Raw genomic sequence first — 20,499 nt, 5'->3', positions numbered from 1 at the left:
GGGCTTGTCCCGTCCGGGGTTGCCAGCAGGGGACCGACCGGAGTGAGGTGCCATGGGTCGTAGCCGAACGATCCGCATGAAGATCATCGGACTACTACTGGTGCCGCTGACCTCCATGGTGGTCTTGTGGGGGGTCATCACCGCCGTCACCGCCACTGAGAGCTTGGAGCTGCGCGAATATAAGACACTCTGGACGAACCTCCGCCTTCCCGCGTACAAACTGATCAGCGAGATCCAGCGTGAACGTCTTGTCTCGGCCAAGCTCCTGCGTCACGCCGAGAACAAGTCGACCGTGACAGCGCAGCGCTCCCGGACCGACGCCGCCAGGGACGCCTTCAAGCAGCTCTCCAGCACATCCAAGGACCGATCGGAAGAGATCCGCACACAAGTGGACGCGGTGAACACGCAGCTCGACAGGCTCGAGGCGATCCGAGGAGAGATCGACACGAGCCTGTCTGACCGTCTGCACACCGTGGAGGCGTACAGCGCGATCATCGACACCCTGTTCGGCCTGCACAAGCGGGTCGCGCTGATCGACGACATCCCGATCTACGAGCAGTCTCGCGTGGTCATCGACATGGGGTACGCCAAGGAGCTGCTCACCAGGGAGCAGGCCGTCGCGTTCGGGCCGACGACGGCCGGGGAGCGCAGGCTGTTCACGCAGCTCGCCGGCAACCGGCGCTTCCTTGTCGACCAGTCGCTCGGCGAGCTCGACCCCGTCCTGCGCGACACCCAGGTGGCGCTGATCACCTCCCCCGCCTACCAGCGGATGCGGTTGATGGAGGACCAGATCATCGCCGGGCGGGCGCCGCAGGGCTGGCTCGCCACCACGGAGGGCTTGGCGAAGTCGTTCCAGGACGCGCAGATGCAGGCCAGCACGGTGCTGAACGGGCGGGCGGACCCGATCGCCGACCAGGTGCTGTCCAGGGCGCTCCTGCTGGCAGGCACGGCGCTGGGGCTGGTGATCGTGTCGATCGCGTTCTCGCTGCGCATGGGCAACCGGCTCTCCAAGGAGCTGGGCGCGCTGCGCATGGCCGCGCTGGAGGTGGCCCAGGAACGGCTCCCCCGCGTGGTGGCCAAGCTCCGCAAGGGAGAGACGGTCGAGGTGCCGGAGCTCTCCGTGGCGAGCACCACGGTCGAGATCGACGACGTGGGCCAGGCGTTCTCCACCGTCCAGCAGACCGCCGTCGAGGCCGCGGTCGGCCAGGCGCAGCTCAGCGAGGGCGTCGGGCACGTGTTCCGCAACCTGGCCAGGCGCAGCCAGACGCTGCTGCACCGCCAGCGCATCCAGCTGCAGGACATGCAGCACCGGGCCACCGACCCCGACGCGCTGGACGACCTGTTCAAGCTCGACCACCTGACCACCCGCATGCGCCGCCACGCCGAGGGCCTGATCATCCTCTCGGGCGCCACCCCCGGTCGCGGCTGGAGCCGGCCGGTGCCGATGCTCGACGTGGCCCGCGGCGCGTCGGCCGAGGTGGAGGACTACCAGCGGGTCACCGTCGAGCCGATGTCCGGCCAGCGCCTGGCCGGGCCCGTGGTGGGCGACGTGATCCACCTGATCGCCGAGCTCATCGAGAACGCCACCGTCTATTCGCCCGCGCACACCACGGTCATCGTGCGCGGCGAGGTGGCGGCCCGCGGCTTCGCCTTCGAGGTCGAGGACCGCGGATTCGGGATGAGCGCAGCGGAGCTGGCCGAGTTCAACGAGCGGCTGGCCAGCCCACCGGAGTTCGACCTGGCCGACAGCGACCGGCTCGGCCTTTTCGTCGTCTCCCGCCTGGCCGCCAGGCACGACATCCGCGTGACGTTGCGCGGTTCACCATATGGAGGGACCACCGCGATCGTGTTGATCCCGGAAGAACACGTGGCCGAGCCGGAACCGGAGGTCCACGTGAACGAGCCCGCTCGACCCATGCGGGTGGTGCGAAGTGAATGACGAGCGCTGGCTGGACGAGGACGCCGGTCCTATCGTCCCGGCCTACCTGCTGACCCGGGGCCGTACGGTGCCCGCGAGCGAGGCCATCGACCTCATCGCAGTGATCATCACCGCCGGCGGCCTGTCACTGCCGATGGGCCTCGGCCCCGAACATCTGATCATCCTCCAGAAATGCACCAAGCCGACCAGGCTCGTGGACGTCGCGGCCGAGCTGAACCTGCCCATCGGCGTGGTCAGGGTGCTGGTCGGCGACCTGCACGCGCAGCAGCTCGTGCAGGTCGAGCACCCGCCACCTGCCCCCGACGCGAAGGTGCTGCTCGAGGTGATCAGCGGGTTGAAGGCGCTGTGACCGCCCTGCGGTTGAGGCGCCCGTACACGGCCGCGAAGATCGCGGCCACGACGCCTGCCAGGGCGGCTGCCCCGAAGACCCGCTGGTAGCCGCCCACCCCCGGTTGGGCCGCCAGGATGGCGGCGATGGCCGCGCCCGCCGTGCTGCCGCCCACGATGCGCACAAGCGCGTTGACGCCCGCCGCCAGGGCGGTCTTGGCGGGGTCCACGTGCTCGACGGCCATGGTGCCCAGCGCCGCGTAGCCGACGCCCAGCCCGATGCCCATCAGCGAGGTCGCGACGTACAGGTGGGCCGGGCTGCTGTGCTCGACCACCAGCCAGATCGCGGCCAGCGCGGTGACCGCCGAGCCCGCCGCCACCATGGACGAGGCCTGGAAACGACGCATGAAGCGCCCGGCGAACAGCGAGATCACCAGCATGAAGAGCGTGCTCGGCAGCAGGAAGAAACCGACCTCCAGGGTGGACGCGCCGAAGCCGTAGCCGGTCTTCTCGGGAATCTGGGCGAAGCTCGAGATGCCGGTCATGAGGGTGAAGAACGAGAACCCGAGCAGCATCGAGGCCACCGTCGCGCCGATCGTCCCCCTCTGCGCCAGCATCGCCATCTCCACCAGCGGCTCGGCCACCCTCCGCTCGACCAGCACCCAGACGGCCGCCAGCGCCACCGCGGCGGCGAACAGCCCGAGCACGCCCGGCGAGGTCCAGCCCCACGAGCCGCCCTCGCTGATGGCCAGCAGGAGAGCGACCAGCCAGGCGGTCAGCAGCGCGGCACCGACCAGGTCGGGCCGGCCCTTGCCCGCCGGGGCGCCGTCGCGTACGAGGAAGGCCACGATCACGGCGGCCACCAGCGAGATGCCGCCCGTGATCCAGAACACCAGGTGGAAGTCGCCGGACGCGAGCCCGGCCAGGATCATCCCGCCGCCGCTCCCGAACCCCATCGTCGCGCTGATCACCCCGATGCCGGTCGCGAGCTGCTCCCTGGGCAGCACGTCGCGCGCCACCCCGATGGAGAGCGGCACCAGCGCGGCCACCGAGCCCTGCAACACCCTCGCCACGATCAACCAGGTCAGCGAGGTCGCCAGTGCCGCCATGACCGAGCCGACCACCAGCAGGGTCAGGGCGCCGAGGATCATGGGGCGCCTGCCGTACATGTCGCCGAAGCGCGACAGCAACGGCGTGGCGACCGCTCCGACCAGGAGGCTCAGTGTGAGCGTCCAGCTCACGGCGGAGAGCGAGACATGCAGCTCCCGCTGCAGCACGGGAAGCAACGGGACCACCGCGGTGTTCTGCAGCGCGGCGATGGAGGCTGCGAAGGACAGCGCGACCACCGCGGGCCACGGGTTCCTGGTGGGCGTCTCGCGTTCCGCGGGCACGACCACTGTCGCCATGTCGGCTCCTTTAGGTAACTTAGGTAAGTAACAAGCGACGATACTACATACGTAAGTTAGGTAAGTAAATCAGGATGGACGAAGATCTCAACAGGACGGTTGTGGCGTTCCGCACACTCGTGAACTCACTCAACCGCGCCAAGACGCACGAGCGGCTGACCGAGGCCGCCGGCGTCCGGCTCGACCGGCCGGACGTGCAGATCCTCGCCCACCTGCTGGACGCGCCCGAGCCGTGCAGGATCGGGGCGATCGCCCAAGGTCTGCAGGTGGAGAGCCCTCACGTGACCAGGCACGTCGCCTCGCTCGAGCAGCGCAAGCTGGTCGAGCGGGTACGCGACCCCGACGACGGCAGGGCGTGGCGCATCGCTCTCACCGAGGAGGGGACCGAGGCCGCGAACAAGTGCCGCAACGTGACGACCGGCTGGTTCGAGGGCGCGCTCGCCGACTGGCCGACGGCGGATCGAGCGGAGCTGTCCAGGTTGATGGGGAAACTGGCGGACGACCTCCGCTCACATCTGAAAGGCGTTATCTAGGAAGTACGTCCTCCGCGCGGTGGCAGGCGACCTGACGGCCTCCTCCGATGTCCCTGAGCGCGGGCGGCTGCTCGCATTCCGGCACGGCCAGCGGGCAGCGCAGCCTGAAGGCGCATCCGGTCAGGGCGGGTACGGCCTCCGTCCTGCCCTTGGCCTCGGGCGGGGCGCCGCCCAGCTTCGGCACGGCGTCGCGCAGGGCACGCGTGTAGGGATGGGCCGGCTTCGCCAGGAGATCGCCGGTGGGGCCCGACTCCACCACGCGGCCCGCGAAGAGCACGTGCGAGGTGCGGCAGAGCCGGTCCACGACGGCGAGGTTGTGGGTGATGAGGAGGCGCTCGGTCTCCAGGGAGGCCAGCAGGTCGAGGATCCTGGCCTGGACGGTGACGTCGAGCGCGCTGGTGGGCTCGTCCAGGATGAGCAGGCGGGGGCCGACGGCCAGGGCTCTGGCGATGACCACGCGCTGGCGCTGGCCGCCGGAGAGCTGGTGCGGTCTGCGGGCGGCCACGTCGGGGTCCAGGCCGACCTGTTCGAGCAGCTCCTTCACCCTGGAGCGGGCGCTTCTCGGAAGTGCCTCCGCGACGGAGGTGCCGATGCGCATCCTGGGGTCGAGGGCCTCGGCCTGGAAGACGGGCTGGACGTCCTTGCGGAACTTCCGCATGTCCGCTTTTTTCAGGGTTTGGTCGCCGTACCAAATATTTCCGGACATGGGGGTGAGGAGGCCCAGGAACGCGCGCGCCAGCGTCGTCTTGCCCGAGCCGCTCTCCCCGATCAGACCGACACCGCCCTCGGTGATGTCCAGGGTCACGTCGTGCACGACCGGGTGGCGGCCGTACCCGAGCGTCACCCGCTCGGCCCTGAGCATGGTCACGGCAGCGCCTCCAGCAGCTCGCGCGTGTACGGATGGGACGGCTCGGCCAGCACCTTCGCGGCGGGCCCCGACTCCACCACGGCGCCGTCCTTCATGACCAGCACCCGGTCGGCGACCGTCGAGACCAGGGCCAGGTCGTGCGAGACGAGCAGCAGCGCCAGGCCGCGCTCCGCCCGCAGCCTGCGCAGCACGCCGACCACCTCGGCCTGCACGGTCACGTCGAGAGCGCTCGTGGGCTCGTCGGCCAGGATCACCTCGGCGCCGAGGGCGATGGCCAGCGCGATGGCGAAGCGCTGCGCCTGGCCGCCGGAGATCTCGTGGGGGTAGCGGCGCAGGATCTCGCGGTCGAGCATGACCGCCTCCACGGCCTGCCCCATGATCTCTTCCAACCGTGGTGGAGGGATGCTGTCCTTCTGGGGGGAAGAGGGCTTGCCGACGCCGTGGAGCTTGAGTGCGCGGCGCATCAGGACGCCGAGGCGGGTGGCCGGGCTGAGGGCGGCCTGGGGTGACTGCATGACGAGCGCCACCCTGGCACCCCGGATCTCGCGGAGCCGGCGCGGCGGGGCTGTCAGGACGTCTACGCCGCACACCCGTACATGTCCTGAAATTTCGGCATCAGGGGTGAGGCCGAGCAGCGACATCAGCGTGGTCGACTTGCCGGAGCCGCTCTCCCCCACGATCGCGACGCACTCTCCCTGACCCACGTCCAGCTCCGGCACGTCGGCCACGAGCCGCCCGCCGTACCGCACCTGGAGGTCGCGCACCTCGATCATCTGACCGCCCTTCGGGGGTCCAGCGCGTTGCGCAGTCCCTCCCCCAGCACGTTGAACGCGAACGCCGTCACCAGGATCGCGAGCCCGGGGAACGTGACCACCCACCAGTTCGTGGTGAAGAGCGTCTGCCCCTGCTGCACCATCAGCCCCCACTCCGCCGTCGGCTCCTGCGCGCCCAGTCCCAGGTACGACAGCGCCGCCGAGGTCAGGATCACGCCGCCCGCGTCCAGGGAGAGCTGGACCAGGACGGGGGTGAGTGAGTTCGGCAGCACGTGCCTGAGCACGATCAGCGGCGCCGGCACGCCAAGGCAGCGGGCGGCGTCCACGTAGCTGCGGGTGGCGATCGAGGCGGCCACGGAGGCGGCCAGCCGGGTGTACCAGGGCCACCACGTCACCGCGATGGCCAGGATCACCGTGTTCACGCTGGGCTGGAGCACCACGGCCAGGGCCAGGGAGAGCAGCAGCGCGGGGAAGGCCAGGAAGACGTCCGTGACCCGCATGATGACGTCCCTGATCCAGCCGCCCGCGTACCCGGCGACCACGCCGAGCGTGACCCCGACCGCCGACGACACGGCCAGCACTGCGACGGCGATGAACAGCGAGGTGCGGCCGCCGTACAGGATCCTCGTGAGCACGTCCCTGCCGACCTGGTCGGTCCCGAACCAGTGCGCGCCGCTCGGCGGCTGCAGCATTTCCAGCGGCTTGGGCTCGTCCGCGTACGGGGCGAGCCACGGCGCGAAGATCGCGGCCAGCAGGACCAGCACGATGAGCACCGCGCCGAGCGCGGCGAACCGGTCGGGGATCCTGGGCAGCGTGCGGCGCAAAGGAGCTTCGGTCATCGGGCCCTCGTTCGCGGGTCGACGAAGCCCTGGACGATGTCCACGACCAGGTTGGCCAGCACGTACACCAGGGCCACGAGCAGCGTGACGCCCGCGATGGCCGGGGTGTCCAGCGAGCGGATCGAGTCGGCGGCGTAGCGGCCCAGACCGGGCCAGTTGAACACGGCCTCGACGAGGAAGCCGTTGACGATCGAGTAGGCGAAGACCAGGGCGATCAGCGACAGGACCGGGTTCAGCGCGGGTCTCAGGGCGAATCTGGTCAGGATGGACGTCTCGCCGAAGCCGAGGGCGCGTTCCAGCCTGGTGTGGTCCTGTCCGGACTCCTCGATGAGCGCCGCCCTCGTCATCTGGGCGATCACGCCCGTCGGGTACGCGGCCACGACCAGCGCGGGCAGCACCAGGTGCTGGAGCGTGCTGGTGAAGATGGGCCAGTTGCCGGTGATGAGGGCGTCGACGACGGTGATGTTCGTCCAGAGGGTGAGGGGGCTGGTGGTGTCGAGCTTGGCGTCGTACTCGCCCGCGATCGGGAACCAGCCGAGGTTGCTGGCGAAGACCGTCTGCAGGGCCAGGGCCAGCCAGAAGACCGGGACGGAGACGGCCAGCATGCTGCCGAACCGCACCCCTATATCCGGAAATTTCGTCTTGTAGCGGGCGGCGAGCACTCCGACCGGGATGCCCATGATGACCGCGATGAGCAGAGCCGTACCGACCAGCTCAAGAGAAGCGGGAAACGCCAGGTAGAGATCATCACGCACCGGTTGCCTGGTGTGCAGGCTGATGCCCCAGTCGCCCGAGAGCAGGTCGCGTACGTAGTTCAGGAGCTGCACGGGGATCGAGTCGTCGAGCCCGAACTGCCTGCGTGCCGCGGCGAGCTCCTCGGGCGTGGCCTTCGGCCCGGCGAACGCGACCGCCGGATCCCCCGGCACCAGCCGCATGACGGCGAACGTGAGCACGACCACGCCGGCCACGACCAGGAGGGCCTGGCCGAGCCGGCGGGTCAGATAACGCAGCATGGGTCAGCTTGCGCGCTTGAGGTCGTAGAAGAAGACGACGTTGGGATAAGCGGGATTGTCCACATATCCAGCGACGTCGGCCGTCAGTGCACGCTGGTACGTCTGCACGTACGGCACCGCCACCGCCGCCTGCTCCTGGATGATCTTCTTCTGCAGGTTCTGGTACACCATGTCGGCCTGGAGCTGGTCGGTCGCCGTGAGCTGCGGCAGCGAGTCGATCTCCTTGTCGACGGCCGGGTCCTTCAGGTACGAGAGGTTGAACTGCGGCTTGTCCGCGCTCTTGAACACGTTGAGGAACCAGGAGTAGGCGTCCGGATAGTCCGGATACCAGTACATGACGAAGATGTCCTGCCCCTGCTTCTTGCCCAGGTCCCACTGCGCGGCCCAGGACATGGGCTTGGCCTGCAGCGTCACGTTCATGCCCTTGAGCGCCGAGCTGAGCAGCGTGACCAGCAGCTTCTGGTCGTCGTCGCCCTGGGCGTAGGTCATCGTGAGCTTGAGCTCGGGGTTGTCGGGGCCGTACCCGGCCTCGGCGAGCAGCGCCTGCGCCTTGGCCAGGTCCTGCTTGGGCTCCATGTTGTTGGGGTGGCCGAGCAGCCCCTGCGGCACCAGGCCGCCGGCCTTCTGGCCCGAGCCCTTCAGCGCCGCCGTCAGGCCGTCGTAGTCGATCGCGTACTGGAGCGCCTGCCGGATCTTGACGTCCTTCGTCGGCCCCGTGGCCGTGTTGAACAGCACCAGCAGGTTCTGGAACGACGGCGACGAGGACGTCTTCACGTTCTGGGTCATGCCGGCCTGCTCGAACAGCTGCGGGTTCAGGCGCTGGACGAAGTTCACCTCGCCCTTCTGCAGGAGCTGCCAGGCCGTGGTGATCTCGGGCGTGACGCGGAAGGCGACCTTCCTGTACTGCTCCGGCTTCCAGCCGCCCCAGTAGCCGTCGTACGCCTTCAGCGTGAGCTCGGTCTCCTTGCCCTTCTGCCAGGAGCCGATCGTGTACGGGCCGGTGCCGGCGTCCGACTTGCCGTCCTTGTCCACGGCGTTCACGTCGTAGATGTAGGCGGCGTAGGCGGAGGAGGCGACCAGGTCGAGCGGTGTGGCGTACTTGAGCGTGAACTTCAGCGTGGACGGGTCCACCGCGTCGATCTTCTTGACCGCGCCCCAGATGTAGGACGCGCCGCCCTTCTTCTCGATCGTCCGCTCGATGGCCTTCTTGGCGGCCTCGGCGTCGAGCGTGGCGCCGGAGTGGAACTTGACGCCCTGGCGCAGCTTGAACGTCCACTCCTTGCCGCCGTCCGCCGAGCTCCACTCGGTGGCCAGGCGCGGCTCGGCCTTGCGGGACTGGGAGTTGTACCTGGTCAGGCCCTCGTAGATGTTCTGCATGGCCATGATCTCGTTGGAGTACGAGGTCGCCGGGTCCCAGTCGGTGACCACGTCCAGGTTCGGCACGTAGACGAACGTGCTGTCGTTGGCCTGCGCGGCCGGGGAGGCCGCCGGCTGACCGCTGTCGCTCGCCGCCGGCTTGGGAGTCCCTCCGGCGCCGCGCACCTGGCCGCCCGCGCACGCGGATGCGGTCAAGGCCACGGCACCGGTGACCCCGGCGACGAGCAGACGCTTGTGCCAGCGCATGGTGGGGGGATCCTTTCGATCTTACCGGGCGAGGGGTCCGGCTGCTTTGACGTGTACCCGCACGGCGGGCTGGGAGAGGTAGCTCAGCGGCACCTCGAGGAGGTCCACGATCTCTACGCCGGAGGGATCCGCCCCCGCCGCCACGGCTCGCGCCGCCGCTTCCTCCTTGGCCCTTTCGATCGCTTCTGACCGGCTATCTCCCGCTGGCAAGATCGTATCCACTCTGCCGCTCGCCAGCGCGATGGCCGCGCCCACAGCGTTGGCCACTTCGGCGTGCTCCGGGCGGATGACCCGGCTCGCGCCCGGGATGACGTCGGGCAGCAGGAACGCCCCGCCACCCACCGCGACCAGCGGTCTGTCGATTCTGCCGAGCGCCATTCTGTCCACGGCGTCGATGACCCTCTCGTCCGCGATGGCCACCGCTCTTTCCAGGATGTCTTCCATTCTTTCCGACATGTCGGCTTTGGCGGCGGCTTCGAGGCGTTCACGCCACCCGGTCACGCCACGCGGGCTCCGGCCCGCCGCCACGGCCGCGTCGGTCATCGTCACCGTGGCGCCGCCGAACACGAGTGCCTCTCTGACGATCCGGTAACCGACCGAGTCGGGGCCGATGCCGCCGTCCCGCACCACGGTCCCACCGCCGAGCGCGATGGCCAGGATGTCGGGCATGCGGAAGTTGGTCAGCACCCCGCCGATCTCCACCGCCGCCGCCGACTCCCTGGGGAAGCCGCCGGCGAGCACGCCGAGGTCGGTGGACGTACCGCCCACATCCACCACGATCGCGTCCGACACGCCGGACAGGTACGCGGCTCCGCGCAGGGAGTTCGCCGGGCCGGAGCCGATCGTCGAGACCGGCAGCCGCGCGGCGTGCTCGAGCGTCATGAGCGTGCCGTCGTTCTGCGCCAGGTACGGCCGCGCGCCCAGGCCGCGCTCGGCCAGCGCGGTGACCAGGGCCTCGGTCACGTGGGCGGCGACGCCGTACAGGGCGGCGTTGAGCACGGTGGCGTTCTCGCGCTCGAGCAGGCCGAGCGAGCCGATCTCGTGGCTCACCGAGACCGGCAGGCCGTACTCGGCCTTGACCAGCTCCTCGACGAGCCGCTCGTGCTCGCCACCTGCCGGGCTGAACACGCTGGTGACGGCCACGGCGTCGGCCTCCACGCCGTCCAGGAAGCGGCGGACCGCGTCGAGCCCCGGCGGGGCGATCTCGCGGCCGTCGACGTAGTGGCCGCCGGGCACGATCGCCTCCCCCGCAGAGACGGCCTCGCGCAGGTCGTCGGGCCAGCCGGAGAGCGGGGGGACGGAGGTGGTGGCGGGCGCGCCGAGCCGCAGCACGGCGACGCGGCCGAGGTTCCTGCGCTCCAGGATCGCGTTGGTGGCGTGCGTGGTGCCGAGCATGACCCGGCCGATCCGCTCCCATCCGCCCTCGAGCTCGCCGAGTACCGCGTCGAGGGCGGCCCGCAGCCCTTCGGTCACGTCCGGGGTGGTCGGGCGCTTGGCCTTGGCGATCACCTGGCCGTCGGCGCCGAGCACCACCGCGTCGGTGTTCGTGCCGCCGACGTCGATCCCGATCCGAAGGTCAGCCATGCGCCGTCAGCTCCTCGACGGGAACGTAGTCCAGGTCGTAGCCGAAGGCCCGCGGCCCGGCCGTGTCCAGGCCCTTGGGGGTGCGCCAAAGCGGGTCGCACGGCCAGGCGAGCACCGTGACGCGCTGGCCGTACCTGAGGGCCTCGGTCTGGATCGCGCCGGCGGTCTCGGTGTCCACGACGGTGATGAGGTCGGGCACCATGGCCCGCACCCGGCCGTCCTCGAGGGCGACCAGGTTCTCGTTCTGCAGCTCCAGGGTGAGGCGGCGGCCCCGGTCGTCCCCGGTGCCCTCGATCGTGGCCGTCCCCCTGACGAACCCGCCGGTGGTGCGGCGTTCCACGTCCGTGAGCTTGCCGGTGATCAGCCGTACGGCGCCCAGGCTCTCCTGGAGCGCTCCGAGGGGGTCCGGCGTGCCCTCCGTGGCCCTGCCGATCTCGATGGCGCGGGTGACCGTACCCTCGATGACCGCGCCCCTGGCCCGTGCGGTGGTGAGCACGTAGTCGGCCATCAGCGCGGTCGAGCCCGCGGCCACGCACACGGCGCGGGCGAGCCGCTCCGACCAGAGGCCGTCGACGGGGCGGATGGTCACCACGTTGCCCACGATGTCCGACATGATCACCAGGTCGGCCGGGAGTCCCGCCACGTACATGGAGACCATCTGGACCTCGGGGAACGCCCGGCCCATGCCGTCGGCGTCGAGCAGCGGCAGACCGAGCTGGGCGGCCCAGGCGACGGGCGCCACGCCGTTCGAGCCGCCGATCTCGGAGGACATGATCGCGCTCGGGGGCCGGCCGAAGAGGCGTTCGACCTCCTCGGCGATGCGTCCGGGCTCGTCCGCACTGTGGATCATCTCGTGGCTGACGGTCGGGGCCCCGATGCCGGACAGCGGCACGATCAACGCGTCCTCGGGCAGGTCGTCCAGCTCGACCAGCGGCACCTCGCCGTGCTCGCGGATGGCTCTGATCGCCGCCAGCGATCCCGTACGCACGTCGCCGCCGCCTCCGGTGCCCAGAACGGCGCACCCTCGGGCGAGAGCCGGAATGTCGCTCACATCAACGCTGCTCATATGGCGACACAACCAAGCACATTTCATCTCATTTAGCCAGTCCAGGGATGTGCTCGTGCCTTTACCTCCGTTCGCGGCCCTTGGTAGACCTGAGATCGGGTAAGGGAGGGCGCATGCGTATTTCGGTGGCCGCCGACAGCAAGGACGGCGTGGCGGAGCGGGTCGTGTCGGAGCTGCGCAGGCGGGGGCACGAGGTGGTGACCCACGGCGCGCTCAGCGACGAGGAGCGCGCCGACTGGGCGTGGGCCTCCGAGCTGGCCGCCCGCGACGTGAGCGAGGGGCGGGCCGAGCAGGCGGTGGTCTGCTGCTGGACCGGCACGGGGGCGTCGATCGCGGCGAACAAGGTGCCGGGCGTCCGAGCGGCGCTGTGCGTGGACGCCTACACCGCCGACGGGGCCAGGAAGTGGAACGACGCCAACGTGCTGGCGCTCAGCCTCCGGCTCACGTCCGACGTGGTGCTCGACGAGATCCTCGACGCCTGGCTGGACGGGCGTGCCAGCACCGACGCCGCCGACGTGGCGAACGTCTCCCATCTCGAGGCGATATGACTAGCCTGTGTGGGTATGGACTTGCGCTGTACGCACTGCGGTGAAGAGGGGCTGGAGCCCGGGTTCATCATGGACTCGGGCGAGAACTCCCGCGGCTTCGCCAGGTGGGTCGAGGGCGCGCTGGAGCGCGGGATCTTCGGCGGCGCCAAGCTGATGGGCCGGCCGAAGTGGGAGATCGACGCCTACCGCTGCCGTTACTGCCACCACCTGGAGCTTTTCGCGGCCCGCCCCTCGTGAGCCGGACCGACCTGCTCTTGTGAGCGTGACCGAACGACCCTCGTGACCGTGACCGGTCGCGGCCGAGGAGCGGAAATCGTCGGCGCCGCCGTTTAGGGTGCTTGGCATGACCGACGTCCTGCTCCGCGGCGGGCTCCCCTGGGGGCTCGAGGGCCCTGCCGACATCCTCGTCCGCGACGGCCGGATCCACCTCGTCGGCCAGGGCATCGACGCGCCCGGCGCCCGGGTCGTCGACATCGCGGGGCAGCTCGTGCTGCCCGGCCTCGTCGAGGCGCACTGCCACCTCGACAAGACCCTCTTCGGCGGCCCGTGGGTGCCCCACTCGGCCGACGACACGCTGGCCGGGCGCATCGGAAACGACCTCGGCCGCCGTGCGGAGCTGGGCGTGCCGAGCGTCGAGCGGATCGGCGCGCTGCTGGAGCGCATGAGCGCGGCGGGCACGTGCCATGTCCGCACCCACACCGACATCGACCCCGTCGTGGGGCTGCGCGGCGTGGAGGCCGTGCTCGAGGCCGCCGCGGGCTCCCCCGTCGACGTGCGCCAGGTGGCGTTCCCGCAGCACGGCGTGCTGATCAACCCTGGCACAGCCGAGCTGCTCGAAGAGGCGCTGAAGAGCGGCGTCGAGGCGGTCGGCGGCCTCGACCCTGCGGGCATCGACCGCGACCCCGTACGCCACCTCGACCTGATCTTCGGACTGGCGGAGCGCTACGGCGCCCATCTCGACCTCCACCTGCACGACGGCGGCTCGCTGGGCGGGTGGGAGCTCGAGCTCATCACCGAGCGCACCAGGGCGCTGGGGCTGGGCGGCCGGGTGACGGTCAGCCACGCGTACGCGCTCGGCCAGCTCGACGACGCCTACCAGGATCGGCTGGCCCATGGCTTCGCCGAGGCGGGCGTCGCCATCGCGACCGCGGCCGTCTACAGCTTCCCCGTGCCGCCGATCAAGAAGCTGCGGGCCGCCGGGGTCACGGTCGCCTGCGGTCACGACGGCATCCGCGACCTGTGGGGCCCATACGGCAGCGGCGACATGCTGGAGCGGGCGATGCACGTCGCCTACCGCAGCACGTTCCGGAGGGACGAGGACATCGAGCTGGCGTTGGAGGCCGCCACCTACGGCGGGGCCCGCGCGCTCGGGCTGGAGTCGTACGGGCTGGCGCCGGGTGACCAAGCCGACCTCGTCGTCGTGCCGTGCGGGGGCGCAGCGGAGGCGGTGGTCGTTCACCCTGGGCGCACTCTGGTCATGAAAGACGGCGTAGTCCTGCACAATTGACCGGCGGGACCATCGAAAGGCAGGCAAGTGCTCTCTATTCACCAGCGGATCGCGGCAGAGCTGGGCGTACGCGACGGCCAGGTGCAGGCGGCCGTCGATCTGCTCGACGGCGGCGCGACCGTGCCGTTCATCGCGCGATACCGCAAAGAGGCCACCGGCGCCCTCGACGACGCGCAGCTGCGCACGCTCGAAGAGCGGCTGCGCTACCTTCGCGAGCTGGAGGAGCGCAGGACGGCGATCCTCGAGTCGATCGAGTCTCAGGGCAAGCTCGACGACGAGCTGCGCGAGCAGATCATGGCGGCGGAGACCAAGGCCAGGCTCGAGGACATCTACCTGCCTTACAAGCCCAAGCGGCGCACCAAGGCGCAGATCGCCCGCGAGCTGGGCCTGGAGCCGCTGGCCGACCAGCTGCTCGGCGACCCCACGCTCGACCCCGCCGCGACGGCCGAGGGCTTCGTCACCGAGGGCGTGGCCGACGCGGGCGCTGCCCTCGAGGGGGCCAGGGCGATCCTGATCGAGCGGTTCGCCGAGGACGCCGACCTGATCGGCGGCCTGCGCGAGCAGCTGTGGAGCCGCGGTCGGCTGGTGTCGAAGGTCCGCGAGGGCAAGGAGGAGGCGGGGGCCAAGTTCTCCGACTACTTCGAGTTCGGCGAGCCGTTCACGAAGCTGCCCTCCCACCGGATCCTCGCCATGTTCAGGGGCGAGAAGGAGGAGGTGCTCTCCGTCACGCTGGAGCCCGACGACAGCCCCGACTACGAGCTGCGCATCGCCTCCCGCTTCGGCGTCTCCGACCAGGGCCGCCCTGCCGACAAGTGGCTGGGCGAGACCGTGCGCTGGGCCTGGCGCACCCGCATTCTCGTGCATCTCGGCATCGACCTGCGGATGCGGCTGTGGCAGGCGGCCGAGGACGAGGCGGTGCGGGTCTTCGCGGCCAACCTGCGCGACCTGCTGCTCGCCGCCCCCGCCGGGAGCCGGGCCACCATGGGCCTCGACCCCGGCCTGCGTACGGGCGTGAAGGTCGCCGTGGTCGACGCCACGGGCAAGGTCGTCGAGACGGCGACCATCTACCCCCATGAGCCCAAGCGGCAGTGGGACCAGTCGCTGGCCGTCCTCGGCGCGCTCGCGCAGCGCCACGGGGTCGAGCTGATCGCCATCGGCAACGGCACCGCCTCGCGCGAGACCGACAAGCTGGCCGGCGAGCTGGTCCAGCACATGCCGTCGATCACCAAGATCGTCGTTTCGGAGGCCGGGGCCTCGGTCTACTCGGCCTCGGCGTACGCGTCGCAGGAGCTGCCCGAGCTCGACGTGTCCCTGCGCGGGGCGGTGTCGATCGCCCGCAGGCTCCAGGACCCGCTGGCCGAGCTGGTCAAGATCGACCCCAAGTCGATCGGGGTCGGCCAGTACCAGCACGACCTGGCCGAGTCCAAGCTCTCCCGCTCGCTCGACGCGGTGGTCGAAGACTGCGTCAACGCCGTCGGCGTCGACGTCAACACCGCGTCGGCGCCCCTGCTCACGCGGGTGTCCGGCATCGGCTCCACGCTGGCCGAGAGCATCGTCCGCCACCGTGACGCCAACGGCCCCTTCAGGACGCGTGCCGCGCTCAAGGGCGTGCCCCGGCTCGGGCCCAAGGCGTTCGAGCAGTGCGCGGGCTTCCTGCGCATCCGCGGCGGCGACGACCCGCTCGACGTGTCGAGCGTTCACCCCGAGGCCTACCCGGTCGTCCGCCGCATCCTCACCTCGGCCAAGACCGACCTCAAGACCCTGATCGGCAACACGGCGGCGCTGCGGGCCATGAAGCCCGCCGAGTTCACGGACGACACGTTCGGCCTGCCGACGGTCACCGACATCCTGCGCGAACTGGAGAAGCCCGGCCGCGACCCGCGGCCAGCCTTCAAGACCGCCACCTTCAAGGAGGGGGTCGAGAAGATCTCCGACCTGACCTCAGGGATGATCCTCGAGGGTGTGGTCACCAATGTCGCCGCCTTCGGCGCGTTCGTGGACATCGGCGTGCACCAGGACGGCCTGGTCCACGTTTCCGCCATGTCCCGAAATTTCGTGAAGGACCCCCGCGATGTGGTCAAGCCCGGCGACATCGTCCGCGTCAAGGTCCTCGACGTCGACATTCCACGCAAGCGCATCTCCCTGACCCTCCGGCTGGAGGACGAGACGCCGGCCCAGACCTCGGGCGACGGCTCGCGCAGGGGTTCGGGCCGCGGCGACGGCGCACGGGGTGACGCACGGGGTGACGGGCGAGGCAACGGCCAGCGCGACCGCGCCCAGGGCCGGGGCGACGGCCGCCGCGGTGGCGACGGCGGCCGGGGCAGCGAAGCAGGCCGAGGCGGGGACGGCGGCCGAGGCGGCACTGGGGGCCGCGGTGGCGATGGTGGCCGAGGTGGCGACGGTGGCCGAGGTGGCGACGGTGGCCAGCGCGGGCGCGGAGACGGCCAGCGCGGCGGTCGCCGCCAGGACCGTCCGGCACCCACCGGCGCGATGGCCGAAGCCCTCCGCAAGGCGGGCCTCACCGGCAACGATCGCTAGCCTGCCGGCACCCGTCCACGCCGACCGGCCGGCCGCCGGTCTGCCGCACGCGGGTGCCGGCAGAGCCGCCGACGCCCGTCTCGCCCGGCGGTGCGCCGCTTTGCGCGCCCAGCGGGCCGGGAGCGATACGGTCGAAGTGTGAGCAGCACAGCGTTCAGTACGGCAATCGCCCAGGCCCGCGACCTCCTCAGGTGGCGGTCGCCGCTGCGGACCGAGTTGTGGGCTGCGCGGCTCACCGCCGGCCTCGAGCCGGACGAAGTGGAGCCCTTCCTGCGGCGGCTGGTCGAGGACGGCAGCACGGAGGCACGTCTCACCCTCGCGGCCCTGTCCGCGGTCAACGCCTCCGCCGAGGTGAACCCGCCCACCGGCGAGGACGCGGGCCTGTCCGCAGGTGAAGGCGAAGGCCAGGCCCCGCGCGAAGGCACAGGCCCGACTGTGGGCGAAGGCGCAGGTGGCGATGCGGGGCCGACCGCAGGCGAAGGCGGAGGCCCGGCCATGGGCGGAGGCGCGGACGGTGGGGTGTTCGCGCGGGCCGCGACCGGCGTGATGGAGACGCTGCCCGGATGGGTGCGGCGGATGGGGCGGGTGACGTGTGACGGCGCCTGGTACGGCAAGGCCGACCGGTTCGGCGAGCAGACCCTCGCGGCCCTGTCCTTCCGCTACGAGAACGGCAAGGAGCCGCACCTCCTCGTCGTCGCGATCGACCAGGTGAGCGGAGGGCTGGCCGTTGACGCGGTGGTCGAGGAGGTGAAGTTCCTCGACGATCTGGACCTGCGGGCCGAGGAGCCGGGTGTGGTCGCGGGACGGGTGCTGGACGCGTTCGAGCTGGGCGATCGGATCATGGGCGCGCTGGTCGCCGAGACGCTGCCCGCCGTCCGGCCGATCGCGCTCTCGCGGGCTCACGCGGTGCCCGATCTCGTACGGCCGGCGCCCGACGACACGGTGAGCCGGTTCCAGGAGCTGCCGGAGCTGCCCGGCGCGCAGGAGGCGTTCGAGAAGCTGGCCGAGTTCGTTGGCGATCGTCCTTTGTGGTGGAGCCCGGCGCGGGTCACCCAGTTCCTGACATCGTGGCTGCCCAGGGAGGCCATCCTGTCGGAGGCGGGGATCGCGGCGATGCCGGAGGTGGTGCGGGCCTGGAGCCGGTTCGCCGGAGGCCATGCCGAGGTGCTCTCTCGGGTCGAGGCGGACGCGCCCCGGCTGCCCGCCCTCATGGCCGACGACTCCCTGGCCGGCCTGGGTAAACGCATCGCCCAGGCACAGCGCGACCGCTGACCGGTCGATCGTCACCCCGTGCCCCAGGCCGCTGACCGGTCGATCGTCCCCCGTGCCCGAGGCCGCTGCGCCAGGCGGGCCCCTCACCTGACGCTCTGGCGACCGCGAGGCCCCGGAACGGCGGGGTCTCGTCATCAGCCGGTGCGGCGAGTGAGCGCCAGGTAGACGAGGGACAGGACGGCGAGCCCCGCGGCGGCCGCCAGTGCGATGGGGACGCCGACGGGGAGGAGCAGCCCGCCGAGCGCCGTACCGAGGGCGATGCCCAGGTAGAGCGCCGAGGCGTTGAGTCCGACGACCACCGCCGTCTCCTGGGGCGCGGCCGAGATCAGCCGCAGCTGCTGAGCCGGGGTCTGGGACCACGTGCTCGCGCCCCAGATCACCATGAGCGGACCGGCCAGCGGCAGCCAGCGGGCCTCCACCGCCCACGCGAACCCGGCCAGCGTCACCGCCAGCACCGCGTATCCGACCGCCAGGACGCGGATCGGCCCGCGCCGGTCGGCCGCCGCGCCTGCCACCAGGTTTCCGGCCACAGCGCCGACCCCGTACAGGAACAGCATCCACATTTCCGATGTCCCTCCCACGCCCAGCGCGTGCAGGAGCGGGACGGCGTACGCGTACAGCCCATAGCTGGCCGCCAGGCCGAGCACGGTCAGCGGGAGCACCGCCACCACTCCAGGGCGGCGCAGGGCGGCGAGCCGGTCACGTAGGGGAACGTGCGGGCTGCCGGGCAGTGCGGGCATGACGGCGTACACGCCTGCCGCGCACACCAGGCACAGGACCGCGACCAGGGTGAGCGCGGCCCGCCAGTCGAGGAGCCTGTCGGCCAGATTGCCCAGGGGAACCCCCAGCGCGGTCGCCGCGGTCAGGCCCCCGACCACCACGGCCAGCGCGCGGGCCCGCTGCGCGGGGGCGACCAGGGAGGCGGCGACGGCGCCCGCGTTGGGGGTGAACGCGGCGGCCCCGAACGCGGCCAGGACCCTGGACGCCATCAGCCACGCATAGCCCGGCGACAGCGCCGAGCCCAGGTTGGCCACGGCGAGCACGAGCAGTGCGGCCACCAGGAGAGCGCGGCGGGGAACGCGGGCGGCGACGGTGGCGAGAACAGGGGCGAGGACGGCGTAGGCGATCGCGAAGACGGTCGCGGACTGGCCTGCCGCGCCCTCGGAGACGTGCAGGGATCCGGCCATGGCAGGCAGGAAGCCGGCCACCACGTAGGCGTCGGTGCCGACGGCGAACGTGCCGAGGGCCAGGACGAAGGTCGCGCGGAAGCGGCGAGGGGTGGCTTGTTTGCCGGAAATCAGGACCTCAGACATCCCGGTTCCTCTCATCATGGGGAGAAGTGAAGACCGCGTTGGGTGAGCTGCCGGTGCGAACAGAGGAGCTTTGGGAAACGCCCCGCCGGGATCAGCCGCGCATGCGGGCGTAATTACGGCGGGTACGTTCGGCCGCCGCAGGGGCGTGGGCCATCAGGTCGGCGATGGTCTGGGCGGCGAGCTCGCGGCGCCAGGCCAGCTCGGCGCGGCGCATGGCGGCGGCGATGCCACAGGGCCGCCCGAACTCGGCATCCGTGCCGACCGCGCCCGCGCCGCGCTGCCGGATCTCGGTGCACTGGAACGCGTCCGCGGCGCCCTCCATGGCGACGACCACGTCCATCAACGTGATCCGCTCAGGAGCCCTGGCCAGGGAGAAGCCGCCCCGGACGCCTGGCGTGGAGGTCAGGATGCCGGCTCTCGTCAGCGCCTGCAGCCGCTTCTTGAGGTACTCCTGCGGCAGGTCGAACCAGGCCGCGAGCTTGCGGATGGACACCGGCCCCTCGTCGGCGAGCCAGGCCAGCGTCACGCAGCAGTGCAGGCCCCACTCGACGCCTTCTCCCATGTTCACAAACCGGGATCATACATGTCCCGATTTACCGCTCCTCCCCCGGATGGCGCCGGCCGGGCGGACGTTCCGGTTGAGCTGCTCGGACGCGCTGGACAGGAGCATGTCGAGGGCCGTGGAGTAGGCGCTGTCGTTCATCTGGTCCACCAGCAGCGGCGCCGTCGCGGCGATGTTCGGATGGGTACGCGCGGGCAGCCGGGCGTACGTGGCACGCCACACCTCCTCGTCGCCCTCGCGCGCCGCCTTCGGCAGGGCCAGCGTCGCGGCGTCCAGGATGGAGAAGGCCAGCGCCTGGTCGATGAACGCGTGATAGATCCGCACCGCGTCCGCGTCCGCGAATCCGGCCTCGCGCAGGATGCCGAGGATGGTCTCGTCACCGGCCACCTCGTTCGGCCGGCCGGTGACCCGGCTGGCGGTGAGCACCGCGGCCTGCGGGTGCGTCAGGTACGCGTGGTGGATACGGAGGCCCAGCTCGCGCAGGTCGGCGCGCCAGTCGCCCACGGGCCGCCAGTCGGCCATCGCGGTGCCGTACAGCTCGTCGGCGATCGCCAGGACCAGGTCGTCCATGCCGCGGAAGTATCGGTAGACCGTGCTGGCGTCGGCGCCGAGGGCGAGCCCGAGTCGGCGGGCGGTCAGCCCGGTGGCCCCGTGTTCGCGGAGCATGCGCAGGGCGGTCTCCACGATGAGCTGGTGGCTGAGGACCTGCCCCTGCTTGGTGGGACGTCGCCGCCTGCGCGCCGTATCCGGCACCACCCGCTTCGCCACGGTGACCGCTCCTTATGCCA

Annotated in this window: 19 protein-coding genes; 8 read left to right on the top strand and 11 right to left on the bottom strand. The window is 71.0% G+C overall.

The features are described from left to right. Positions 1 to 76: 76 nt before the first annotated feature. Both AB0J64_RS26105 and AB0J64_RS26100 read left to right on the top strand, forming a co-directional pair. The gene (locus tag AB0J64_RS26105) at positions 77 to 1,939 is read left to right on the top strand and encodes a nitrate- and nitrite sensing domain-containing protein (RefSeq protein WP_364031756.1); all 1,863 of its coding nucleotides are present in this window, start codon (positions 77 to 79) and stop codon (positions 1,937 to 1,939) included. Continuing rightward, positions 1,932 to 2,288, top strand: coding sequence for a DUF742 domain-containing protein (locus AB0J64_RS26100; RefSeq protein WP_357608320.1), 357 nt, complete (start codon positions 1,932 to 1,934; stop codon positions 2,286 to 2,288). Before AB0J64_RS26105 ends, AB0J64_RS26100 begins: the two co-directional genes overlap by 8 nt. On the opposite strand, the gene AB0J64_RS26095 is transcribed toward AB0J64_RS26100, so the two are convergent. Beyond that, entirely contained in the window at positions 2,266 to 3,672 is a 1,407-nt protein-coding gene (locus AB0J64_RS26095) for an MFS transporter (RefSeq protein ID WP_364031752.1), read from the bottom strand. The two genes, AB0J64_RS26100 and AB0J64_RS26095, sit on opposite strands and share 23 nt — an antisense overlap. 74 nt (positions 3,673 to 3,746) lie before the next feature. Between AB0J64_RS26095 and AB0J64_RS26090 the strand changes: the two genes are divergently transcribed. Next, positions 3,747 to 4,205, top strand: coding sequence for a MarR family winged helix-turn-helix transcriptional regulator (locus tag AB0J64_RS26090; RefSeq protein ID WP_364031749.1), 459 nt, complete (start codon positions 3,747 to 3,749; stop codon positions 4,203 to 4,205). On the opposite strand, the gene AB0J64_RS26085 is transcribed toward AB0J64_RS26090, so the two are convergent. The 7 genes from AB0J64_RS26085 to AB0J64_RS26055 are packed head-to-tail and all read right to left on the bottom strand — an operon-like array spanning position 4,198 to position 11,956. Continuing rightward, positions 4,198 to 5,067, bottom strand: a complete 870-nt coding sequence (locus AB0J64_RS26085) for an ABC transporter ATP-binding protein (RefSeq protein WP_364031824.1) — start codon at positions 5,065 to 5,067, stop codon at positions 4,198 to 4,200. The two genes, AB0J64_RS26090 and AB0J64_RS26085, sit on opposite strands and share 8 nt — an antisense overlap. A gap of 2 nt (positions 5,068 to 5,069) precedes the next feature. Further along, entirely contained in the window at positions 5,070 to 5,846 is a 777-nt protein-coding gene (locus AB0J64_RS26080; RefSeq protein ID WP_364031746.1) for an ABC transporter ATP-binding protein, read from the bottom strand. After that, positions 5,843 to 6,685, bottom strand: coding sequence for an ABC transporter permease (locus tag AB0J64_RS26075; protein WP_364031743.1), 843 nt, complete (start codon positions 6,683 to 6,685; stop codon positions 5,843 to 5,845). The genes AB0J64_RS26080 and AB0J64_RS26075 overlap by 4 nt, the downstream gene beginning before the upstream one ends. Beyond that, on the bottom strand, positions 6,682 to 7,698 hold the full coding sequence (locus AB0J64_RS26070) for an ABC transporter permease (protein WP_364031741.1): 1,017 nt from the start codon (positions 7,696 to 7,698) through the stop codon (positions 6,682 to 6,684). The genes AB0J64_RS26075 and AB0J64_RS26070 overlap by 4 nt, the downstream gene beginning before the upstream one ends. Positions 7,699 to 7,701: 3 nt before the next feature. After that, positions 7,702 to 9,321 (bottom strand): ABC transporter substrate-binding protein, encoded by a 1,620-nt coding sequence (locus tag AB0J64_RS26065; RefSeq protein ID WP_364031738.1) that lies wholly within the window; start codon positions 9,319 to 9,321, stop codon positions 7,702 to 7,704. 21 nt (positions 9,322 to 9,342) lie between these two features. Then, positions 9,343 to 10,905, bottom strand: coding sequence for a hydantoinase/oxoprolinase family protein (locus AB0J64_RS26060; RefSeq protein ID WP_364031736.1), 1,563 nt, complete (start codon positions 10,903 to 10,905; stop codon positions 9,343 to 9,345). After that, entirely contained in the window at positions 10,898 to 11,956 is a 1,059-nt protein-coding gene (locus AB0J64_RS26055; protein WP_364031733.1) for a DUF917 domain-containing protein, read from the bottom strand. The genes AB0J64_RS26060 and AB0J64_RS26055 overlap by 8 nt, the downstream gene beginning before the upstream one ends. 128 nt (positions 11,957 to 12,084) lie before the next feature. Between AB0J64_RS26055 and AB0J64_RS26050 the strand changes: the two genes are divergently transcribed. The 5 genes from AB0J64_RS26050 to AB0J64_RS26030 all read left to right on the top strand — a co-directional run bounded on the left by AB0J64_RS26050 (position 12,085) and on the right by AB0J64_RS26030 (position 17,836). Further along, positions 12,085 to 12,519, top strand: coding sequence for an RpiB/LacA/LacB family sugar-phosphate isomerase (locus tag AB0J64_RS26050; RefSeq protein ID WP_364031730.1), 435 nt, complete (start codon positions 12,085 to 12,087; stop codon positions 12,517 to 12,519). 15 nt (positions 12,520 to 12,534) lie between these two features. Continuing rightward, positions 12,535 to 12,756, top strand: a complete 222-nt coding sequence (locus tag AB0J64_RS26045; RefSeq protein WP_344990663.1) for a hypothetical protein — start codon at positions 12,535 to 12,537, stop codon at positions 12,754 to 12,756. Between the two features lie 106 nt (positions 12,757 to 12,862). Then, entirely contained in the window at positions 12,863 to 14,026 is a 1,164-nt protein-coding gene (locus tag AB0J64_RS26040; RefSeq protein WP_364031726.1) for an amidohydrolase, read from the top strand. 27 nt (positions 14,027 to 14,053) lie between these two features. Then, a complete protein-coding gene (locus tag AB0J64_RS26035) occupies positions 14,054 to 16,564 on the top strand; it encodes a Tex family protein (protein ID WP_364031723.1) in 2,511 nt (836 codons plus the stop codon). Between the two features lie 138 nt (positions 16,565 to 16,702). After that, a complete protein-coding gene (locus AB0J64_RS26030) occupies positions 16,703 to 17,836 on the top strand; it encodes a hypothetical protein (RefSeq protein WP_364031720.1) in 1,134 nt (377 codons plus the stop codon). 134 nt (positions 17,837 to 17,970) lie between these two features. Here AB0J64_RS26030 and AB0J64_RS26025 read toward each other — a convergent pair whose 3' ends face one another. The 3 genes from AB0J64_RS26025 to AB0J64_RS26015 form a co-directional block, all read right to left on the bottom strand. Then, complete coding sequence (locus tag AB0J64_RS26025; protein WP_364031717.1) at positions 17,971 to 19,149, bottom strand: MFS transporter; 1,179 nt, start codon at positions 19,147 to 19,149, stop codon at positions 17,971 to 17,973. A 91-nt stretch (positions 19,150 to 19,240) separates the two neighbouring features. After that, positions 19,241 to 19,711 carry an Rrf2 family transcriptional regulator gene (locus tag AB0J64_RS26020; RefSeq protein ID WP_364031821.1) on the bottom strand — a complete coding sequence of 157 codons (471 nt, stop codon included), beginning with the start codon at positions 19,709 to 19,711 and terminating at the stop codon, positions 19,241 to 19,243. A 15-nt stretch (positions 19,712 to 19,726) separates the two neighbouring features. Beyond that, a complete protein-coding gene (locus AB0J64_RS26015) occupies positions 19,727 to 20,479 on the bottom strand; it encodes a TetR/AcrR family transcriptional regulator (RefSeq protein WP_364031714.1) in 753 nt (250 codons plus the stop codon). Positions 20,480 to 20,499 lie beyond the last annotated feature (20 nt).

The sequence above is a fragment of the Nonomuraea sp. NPDC049695 genome, assembly GCF_040674955.1.
Classification (GTDB): domain Bacteria; phylum Actinomycetota; class Actinomycetes; order Streptosporangiales; family Streptosporangiaceae; genus Nonomuraea; species Nonomuraea helvata.
This window is presented reverse-complemented; position numbering and strand designations above follow the sequence as displayed.

Bases quoted from the DNA above. Each gene is read 5' to 3' on its own strand.
- AB0J64_RS26075 (WP_364031743.1), bottom strand. From the start codon at position 6,685: ATGACCGAAGCTCCTTTGCGCCGCACGCTGCCCAGGATCCCCGACCGG.
- AB0J64_RS26025 (WP_364031717.1), bottom strand. From the start codon at position 19,149: ATGTCTGAGGTCCTGATTTCCGGCAAACAAGCCACCCCTCGCCGCTTC.
- AB0J64_RS26050 (WP_364031730.1), top strand. From the start codon at position 12,085: ATGCGTATTTCGGTGGCCGCCGACAGCAAGGACGGCGTGGCGGAGCGG.
- AB0J64_RS26095 (WP_364031752.1), bottom strand. From the start codon at position 3,672: ATGGCGACAGTGGTCGTGCCCGCGGAACGCGAGACGCCCACCAGGAAC.
- AB0J64_RS26040 (WP_364031726.1), top strand. From the start codon at position 12,863: ATGACCGACGTCCTGCTCCGCGGCGGGCTCCCCTGGGGGCTCGAGGGC.
- AB0J64_RS26085 (WP_364031824.1), bottom strand. From the start codon at position 5,067: ATGCTCAGGGCCGAGCGGGTGACGCTCGGGTACGGCCGCCACCCGGTC.
- AB0J64_RS26090 (WP_364031749.1), top strand. From the start codon at position 3,747: ATGGACGAAGATCTCAACAGGACGGTTGTGGCGTTCCGCACACTCGTG.
- AB0J64_RS26020 (WP_364031821.1), bottom strand. From the start codon at position 19,711: ATGGGAGAAGGCGTCGAGTGGGGCCTGCACTGCTGCGTGACGCTGGCC.
- AB0J64_RS26065 (WP_364031738.1), bottom strand. From the start codon at position 9,321: ATGCGCTGGCACAAGCGTCTGCTCGTCGCCGGGGTCACCGGTGCCGTG.
- AB0J64_RS26045 (WP_344990663.1), top strand. From the start codon at position 12,535: ATGGACTTGCGCTGTACGCACTGCGGTGAAGAGGGGCTGGAGCCCGGG.
- AB0J64_RS26105 (WP_364031756.1), top strand. From the start codon at position 77: ATGAAGATCATCGGACTACTACTGGTGCCGCTGACCTCCATGGTGGTC.
- AB0J64_RS26080 (WP_364031746.1), bottom strand. From the start codon at position 5,846: ATGATCGAGGTGCGCGACCTCCAGGTGCGGTACGGCGGGCGGCTCGTG.
- AB0J64_RS26060 (WP_364031736.1), bottom strand. From the start codon at position 10,905: ATGGCTGACCTTCGGATCGGGATCGACGTCGGCGGCACGAACACCGAC.
- AB0J64_RS26070 (WP_364031741.1), bottom strand. From the start codon at position 7,698: ATGCTGCGTTATCTGACCCGCCGGCTCGGCCAGGCCCTCCTGGTCGTG.